Source organism: Paraburkholderia sp. Ac-20347 (assembly GCF_017104805.1).
In the GTDB taxonomy this organism is placed as follows: domain Bacteria; phylum Pseudomonadota; class Gammaproteobacteria; order Burkholderiales; family Burkholderiaceae; genus Paraburkholderia; species Paraburkholderia tropica.
The window spans coordinates 1-4,605 of the sequence record NZ_JAAGPN010000425.1; the positions used below are offsets into that span (position 1 = coordinate 1).

The window sequence follows — 4,605 nt, forward strand, 5'->3', positions numbered from 1 at the left end:
CGCCGACGGGCACCGCTGGGGCCTGCCGCGCGCCGACGCCGCCACGCGCGCCGACGTCGCTCGCGTGCTCGATCTCGTGGGCGCGACGAAGCTGGCCGACCGGCCGCTTTCCGAACTCTCGGGCGGCGAGCGCCAGCGCCTGCTGCTCGCGCAATGCCTGCTCGGCGACCCGAAGCTGCTGCTGCTCGACGAACCGCTCATCAGCCTCGACCCGCACCATCAGCGCGGCGTGGTCGAACTCGTGCGGCGCGTGCAGCGCGAGCTGGGCATCGCCGTGCTGTTCTCGGCGCACGAACTCAATCCGCTCCTCAACGCGCTCGACCGCGTGCTGTATCTCGGCAACGGCGTGGCGGCGCTCGGCAGCGTGGACGAAGTCATCACCGCGCCCGTGCTCTCGCGCCTCTACGGCTCGCCGATCGAGGTGATGCGCATGAAGGGCCGCATTTTCGTGATGTCCGGCGACGTGGAAGTCGAAAAGCACGACCACGAACACGAGCACGATCATGGCCACGACCACGGTCATTCGCACGGCGCGCACGGCCACGCACACGCCCATAACGACAACGACGCACACGGCCACTCGCACGATGCTTGAATACGATTTCATGGTGAACGCCTTCGCGGCGTCGGGCATCGTCGCGGTGCTCGCGGGCATCGTCGGCTATTTTCTGGTGATGCGCGGGCAGACCTTCGCGGGCCACGCGCTCTCGCACGTCGGCTTCACGGGCGCGACCGGCGCCGTCCTGCTGGGCGTCTCGCCGATGTGGGGCATGGTGGGCTTCACGCTCGCGGCGGGCGTCTCGATGGGCGCGCTCGGCGAAAAGCTCGCGGGCCGCGACGTGGCCATCGGCGTGATTCTCTCGCTCGCGCTCGGCTTCGGCCTGCTGTTCCTGCACTTCTTCACGTCCTACGCCACGCAGGTCACGGCGCTGCTGTTCGGCAACGTGCTCGGCGTGAACCGCGACACGCTCGGCGTGCTCGCGGCACTCGCGGTGGCGAGTCTCGCGGCGCTCGCGGCGATCATGCGTCCGCTGTTGTTCGCCTCGCTGCAGCCGGAACTGGCCGAAGCGAAAGGCGTGTCGCTGCGCCTCGTGTCGGTGCTGTTTCTCGGCATCGCCGCGCTCGCCGTGGCCGCGTGCACGCAGATCGTCGGCGTGCTGCTGGTGTTCACGCTGATGGTCGGCCCCGCCGCCGCCGCGCAGAACCTCACGACGCGCCTCTCGGCAGGCCTCGTGCTGGCCGCGCTGCTCGCGCTCGCGCAGGCGTGGATCGGCGTCGCGCTCGCCTACTACACCGACTGGCCGACGAGCTTCTGGATCACCGCGCTCGCCGCGTTCGTCTACGGCGCGAGCCTGATCGGCAAGCGGCAGTCGTAAGCTGCGCCGCGCGCACTCCAACGAAAAAAGGCGTTGTACCCGCGAGGGACAACGCCTTTTTTATCGCCTTCGTGGCGTGATTCGTGTCGCCGACGCCGCTACACGGCCTCGCCATCGCCCATGATGAAACGCAGCCGCCGCGACTCCTCGGCGTCTGCGAGCAGCGCCTCGAAACGCTGATCGGCGAGCCGCGTGAGCGCCGCGCTGGCGTCGGGCGTGGCGACGTCGAGATCGCGCAGGATCTGCTGATCGCCGCCCGCCTCGCTGTTCAGATGCAGATAGCGCTCGCGCAGTTCGCGCGCGCAGGTGGCCTGCGCCATGCGCTCCTGCGCCTCCATGCTCAGATCGAGCGCGGGCTGCGCCCATGCGAAGCCGCGCAGCGGCAGACGGCTCGGCACGCTCTTGTGGCGCACGCCCGTGGTGCCGACGCTCAGCATGCGCACCGGCGCGCCGCGCCGCTGGGCCTGGACGAGCGCGTGCGCGTCGGGACAATTGGCGGCCAGGCCGCCGTCCACGTGCCAGTCGTCGTCGAGCATGACGGCGGGGAAATGCGCGGGCGCCGCCGAGGTCGCGCGCGCGGCGGCGAGCAGCGAACAGGCATCGGCTTCGTCACCCGCGAGACCGCGGCTGCGCAGCAGACGGATCTCGCCGAGCGACCAGCTCACGGTCGTCAGCATGAGCGGCTTGTCGAGTTCGGAGAGCGGCGTGTGCGCGCGGCCGTCGAGACACGCGACGATCGCGCGTTCGAGCGGCTCGGCCGCGTACACCTTCTTGCTGAAGAGTTTCTGGAGCGTGCGCAGCGAGAGCTTCGGAAAAATCGACGGCCCCCACTGCGCGAGCATCGCGTGCAGCTCGCGCGCGCTCACGCCCGCCGCCAGCCCCGCCGCGAGAATGCCACCGACCGAGGTGCCCGCGATCAGGTCGAAACGCGCGCCGATCGGCCCGTCGCCGAACTTGCCGCTTTCCTCGATGCGCGCGAGCAGGCGCGCCGTGTAGAGGCCGCGAAAGCCGCCGCCCGACAGGCTCAGCACGCGGCAGCAGGCGGGCGCGGGCGTGAGGCGGCCGCCGGGCACGCGGAACTGGTCGTCCAGCGGATCCAAGGGCCTATTCCTCGAGCAGCGACACCACGCTCACCTGCAGCTTGCGCAGTTCGCGGTGGTACGCCTCTTCGGGCTCGACGAGCGTGCAGCCGTTCGCGACGGCCGTGGCGATCACCATGCGCGTGTCCTGACCGACCGCATGGCGCTTGCCGCCCTTCTCGATTTCGAGCGGCTGATGGCCGCGCCACTGTTCCCACTCGGCGGCCTCGGCCTGATCGAACGGCAGCAGCACCGAGCCGTCATCGACGAGCGCAGCCAGCCGCGCTTCGAGCGCCTTCCTGAAGGCGGCGCGGCGCGGCTCGCTGGTCTTGTGCTGCGCGATCACCTGGCGCGCGGCGGCCACGCTGATCACGCTGAGATTGATGTCGCGCGCCTTCACGCCGCTTTCCATCCATTTGCGCGACGCGGTGTCTTCGATACACATGTCGATGAGCGTATTCGTGCCCAACAGGAATCTCGGCATGGACGGCCTTTGTCTTGTAATGCCCCGAATGTCGATCGGTTGTTGTTATGAGGTGCGGTACGGAACCGCGGCCGCTCAACGCGGCACGCGGTAGTGGTCTTCGGCGTCGATCGACGCGTCGCGCGGCAGCTTGCCCGTGGCCGGCACCGAGGGCAGCCCAGCGAACACTTCCGCCACGGTGCGGTCGCTGACCGTGTTGGACATCAGCGCGACCGCCTGATCGAGACCGAGGATGATGAACGGCTCCTGGCCCTGGTTGACGATCTCCACCGAGCCCGACTTCACGCGCTTGAGCACGCTCGAATAATTGGTCTTGAACGCGGAAATGGGCGTGCCGGCCGCGTTGATGTCGGTGGCGCCGACGCGCGCGGCGATCGCCTTCACGGCCGCCTGGAAATCGACCATGCGGCGCTCGACGGTTTCCTTGCCGGCTTCCGGTTCGACTCGCAGTGCTCGCATGATCGTGACTCCAAAAATAAGAACTAACAGGTTCAACCTGACCAGATTCTAGTACCAACCTGACCAGATTTCCAAGTTTTGCAACGGGGTCGAATCCTGAGAAGCCGGACGCAAAAAAGGGCCGCGACGCGCTGCGTGACGGCCCTTCCGCTTTTGCGCGATCTCGATCCGCGTGGCTTACTTCAGTAGCACGCTCGCATGATGCGCGAGATGGTCCTCGATAAAGCTCTGGATGAAGAAGTAACCGTGATCGTAGTCTTCGTGACGGCGCAGCGTGAGCGGCTGACCCGCCGCCGCGCAGGCGGCCTCGAACACGTCCGGGTTCAACTGGTTCGCGAGGAACGCGTCGGCGAGACCCTGATCGACCAGAATGCCCGCCTCGAACTTGCGCGCGGCCTTCGCCACGAGTTCGCTCGCGTCGTACTGCTTCCACGCTTCGCGGTCGTCGCCGAGATAGCCGCTGAAGGCTTTCTCGCCCCACGGGCAGCGCGTGGGCGCGGCGATCGGCGCGAACGCCGACACCGAGCGATAGATCTCCGGATTACGCAGCGCGAGCGTCAGCGCGCCGTGACCGCCCATCGAGTGGCCGAAGATGCCGAGGCGTTCGCCGTCGATCGGCAGATGTTCGGTGACCGCCGCGCGCAGCTCGTCGCGCACGTACGAATACATGCGCCAGTGGGTCGACCACGGCTCGCGCGTGGCGTCGACGTAAAAACCCGCGCCCACGCCGAAGTCCCACGCATCGGCTTCGCCCGGCACGTTCGCGCCGCGCGGGCTGGTGTCGGGCGCAATCAGCGCGATGCCGTGCTGTGCGGCGAAGCGCTGCGCGCCCGCCTTGATCGGGAAGGTTTCCTCGGTGCAGGTCAGGCCCGCGAGATAAAAGAGCGCGGGCACCTTCGCGTTGCGCGCCTGCGGCGGCAGAAAGACCGAAAAGCGCATCGGCAGGCCGATGGTTTCCGACTCGTGCTTGTAGATGCGTTGCACGCCGCCGTAGCAGGCATGTTCTTCAATCAGGATCAGCATCCCGTTTTTCCTCCGCTCTCAGTCAGGAACTGACCGGTGCGAACCAGCTTCGCACCCGGCCATATAAATCGATAAAGCGCGCGTAGCGCTGCGCAAGCGCCGCGTCCTCGCGCGGCTGCGCGACGCGCGTCGATGCGGGCGCGAGCGCCGCGAGTTCGTCCATACGCCAGTGTCCGCACGCCAC

6 protein-coding genes and 1 pseudogene are annotated in these 4,605 nt (G+C 68.0%); 2 read left to right on the top strand and 5 right to left on the bottom strand.

Annotated features, from left to right (window positions below; translation table 11 throughout):
• A partial coding sequence (locus G3N97_RS36845; RefSeq protein WP_205997698.1) for an ATP-binding cassette domain-containing protein occupies positions 1–595 on the top strand: 595 nt, incomplete at its 5' end.
• The gene (locus G3N97_RS36850) at positions 588–1,376 is read left to right on the top strand and encodes a metal ABC transporter permease (protein WP_205997702.1); all 789 of its coding nucleotides are present in this window, start codon (positions 588–590) and stop codon (positions 1,374–1,376) included. The genes G3N97_RS36845 and G3N97_RS36850, both read left to right, overlap by 8 nt.
• 98 nt (positions 1,377–1,474) lie before the next feature.
• Here the strand turns inward: G3N97_RS36850 and G3N97_RS36855 are convergent, their stop codons facing one another.
• From G3N97_RS36855 to G3N97_RS39850, 5 genes and pseudogenes are all read right to left on the bottom strand, one after another.
• The gene (locus G3N97_RS36855; protein WP_205997699.1) at positions 1,475–2,476 is read right to left on the bottom strand and encodes a CBASS cGAMP-activated phospholipase; all 1,002 of its coding nucleotides are present in this window, start codon (positions 2,474–2,476) and stop codon (positions 1,475–1,477) included.
• A 4-nt stretch (positions 2,477–2,480) separates the two neighbouring features.
• A complete protein-coding gene (locus G3N97_RS36860; RefSeq protein WP_065059277.1) occupies positions 2,481–2,939 on the bottom strand; it encodes a hypothetical protein in 459 nt (152 codons plus the stop codon).
• Positions 2,940–3,014: 75 nt separating this feature from the next.
• A complete protein-coding gene (locus G3N97_RS36865) occupies positions 3,015–3,398 on the bottom strand; it encodes a hypothetical protein (RefSeq protein ID WP_205997700.1) in 384 nt (127 codons plus the stop codon).
• A 177-nt stretch (positions 3,399–3,575) separates the two neighbouring features.
• Positions 3,576–4,421 carry an S-formylglutathione hydrolase gene (gene fghA, locus G3N97_RS36870; RefSeq protein ID WP_205997701.1) on the bottom strand — a complete coding sequence of 282 codons (846 nt, stop codon included), beginning with the start codon at positions 4,419–4,421 and terminating at the stop codon, positions 3,576–3,578.
• Positions 4,422–4,443: 22 nt separating this feature from the next.
• Positions 4,444–4,605: pseudogene (locus tag G3N97_RS39850) on the bottom strand (carbohydrate kinase); the annotation flags it as partial.